We start from the raw sequence: 2,180 nt of genomic DNA, 5'->3' as shown, positions 1-2,180 counted from the left end.
CACATTGTTAGCAAGCTGTATACACAGCGTATTGAGCGTACACATCTGACACTGCGTAACCGATTGCAACGGCTCAATCGCAAGACGCTCGGATATTCAAAATCATCCGAAATGCACGATAGGATCATCGGTACTTACATCTAACGCGAGTACTACGTTTGATGCTACATCAACTCATTGAATACACGACCGTAAATGGGGTTTTTTGTTTTTCAGAAATAAAATTTTTAATTTAGTAACGTGAAAAAGTCACTGCGAATGATTAAGTGCCTAGTGCGAGGCGGTACAAGAGTTTCAGAAAAGGAGTACAGCGAGGGGCGGGAACAAGAGAGTAAACAGCGCATCCGTAAAACAGACGCGCTGTTGCAGTATTACCGCGTTACGCGCGCTTGGCTTCAGCGGCGGCTTTCACGATCACGGCAAAGGCATCGGCATTCAGCGACGCGCCACCTACCAGTGCGCCGTCGATGTCCGGCTGCGTGAAGAGTTCCGCGGCGTTGGCTGCGTTGACCGAGCCACCATACTGAATGATGACCTGATCGGCGACCGCTTTGTCGTGCTTGGCGATATGGTCACGGATAAACTTATGTACCGCTTGTGCCTGAGCCGGGGTTGCTGATTTGCCAGTGCCAATGGCCCATACTGGTTCGTAGGCGATAACCGCATCGTTGAAGGCTGTGGCACCCAATGTGCTCAATACCGCATCCAACTGACGTGCGACAACCGCTTCGGTTTCACCTGCTTCGTTTTCTGCTTCGGTTTCACCAATGCACAACACGGGGATCAGTCCGGCTTCTTTCAGAACGCCAAATTTTTTCGCAATGAATGCGTCGCTTTCTTTGTGGTAGGTGCGGCGTTCGGAGTGGCCTATGATGATGTATTTCGCACCGATGTCTTTCAGCATGGTGGCAGAGGTTTCGCCCGTGTAGGCACCAGACAGGTTAACATCGACGTTCTGTGCGCCGAGCGCAATGCGCCCACCGGCCAATTGATGATTTGCCTGATCCAGATACAGCTCGGGCGGCGCGATGGCGACGTTGCAGCCAGTCACTGTGCTGAGTTCTTTACACAAACCGGCGATCAGCTCGATAACCATGTGCGTGCTGCCGTTCAGCTTCCAGTTACCCATTACTAATGGATGACGCATCTTTTTTCCTCCGAATAGGGATAGCAAGTAATTTTATTTTTCAGACAGTATAGAGACCAAACCCGCGAGAAGCTCTGATTTTCATCACTCAATGCCAGCGCGATCACGGTTCAGATAGCGTTAGCTTAATCGGTTCAACAGCGAATGTTATCCCTTTTTCCCCATTATCTGCCACTACATATCGCAATGCGCCTTCCGTTTGTTGGTAAAAGCCCTGACGTTTGCCGATATCCAGCAATTCCGCAATCTTCTTGTTGCTTTGTTCCTCGGAGAGCGAGGGAATGAAGTGACGCAGCAGCGCGGCCATATACTGTATAGCCTGCGCACGTCGAGCGCCGGTTTCAGGATCACCCGCCTGAGGGTGATAGGTCAGTTGCATGGTTTTTATTTTGCCGGTGCCTCGCTCCAGCGCGGTTGAGGCGTAGAGTTGGGCATTGATTCTGCTCGCAGCACGCGTCAGCGGTGCGCCGGGCTCTCCAGTATCCACCGCGCGGAATTCACCCATCGTTAATGAGGGGTTGCTGAGGTTATGGCGCGTGCGAAACTGTGGGATAGTCTGGTCGAATGTTGGCGCGTCGGGCAGCAGGTACGGTGCCGCCGTGGCGTCTTTTGACGGCACAAGGGGCTGCGCGTGAACCTCCGGTCCAGACGTCAGTAAAAGCAGGAGTAACGCTGGTGCAACGAGTCGTATAGTCATAGTTCCGCTATTGAAGTGTTCCGTTTTCAAAAGAGAGCGTTGTCAGAGCAAGATTGGAGGCACTGACAACGGGCGCTTGTCTGATTAAAGCCCGATTTGGGCGCGATTGTCAAAAGGCACGTGCTGGCACACCCTTGTCGCACCATTCTGTCAGTAAGAGGTATTCACCCTGAGAATAAACGTGTCGATACGAGAATATATACCCGTGATCATTGAAGATGCTTGATTTTACGCGGTAAGAAGATCATGCTCACCCACTATGAAGATATTTATTACCGACAAGCAAAAAGCCGAACTCGAACACCTTCATGACACCAGTCGTGATAAGCGTGTTTG

The 2,180-nt window shown here is 51.3% G+C and carries 3 protein-coding genes; 1 reads left to right on the top strand and 2 read right to left on the bottom strand.

The genetic code is table 11. The features are described 5' to 3' along the window. Nucleotides 1-144: IS1 family transposase (locus QZ506_RS18540; protein WP_291973050.1), on the top strand; the 144-nt coding region annotated here is incomplete at its 5' end. Nucleotides 145-379: 235 nt separating this feature from the next. Here the strand turns inward: QZ506_RS18540 and tpiA are convergent. Beyond that, on the bottom strand, nucleotides 380-1,147 hold the full coding sequence (tpiA, locus tag QZ506_RS18535; RefSeq protein ID WP_291973049.1) for a triose-phosphate isomerase: 768 nt from the start codon (nucleotides 1,145-1,147) through the stop codon (nucleotides 380-382). Nucleotides 1,148-1,250: 103 nt separating this feature from the next. Further along, a complete protein-coding gene (locus QZ506_RS18530) occupies nucleotides 1,251-1,844 on the bottom strand; it encodes a DUF1454 family protein (protein ID WP_291973048.1) in 594 nt (197 codons plus the stop codon). Nucleotides 1,845-2,180: the final 336 nt, after the last annotated feature.

Source organism: Candidatus Symbiopectobacterium sp. (assembly GCF_020054415.1).
Taxonomy (GTDB): Bacteria; Pseudomonadota; Gammaproteobacteria; order Enterobacterales; family Enterobacteriaceae; genus Symbiopectobacterium.
The sequence above is the reverse complement of the archived record's forward strand: the minus strand, read 5'-3'. Positions and strand labels throughout refer to the sequence as shown.

What these genes read in the sequence shown, in the direction of transcription:
- tpiA (WP_291973049.1), bottom strand. Translation starts at nt 1,147, where the DNA reads ATGCGTCATCCATTAGTAATGGGTAACTGGAAGCTGAACGGCAGCACG.
- QZ506_RS18530 (WP_291973048.1), bottom strand. Translation starts at nt 1,844, where the DNA reads ATGACTATACGACTCGTTGCACCAGCGTTACTCCTGCTTTTACTGACG.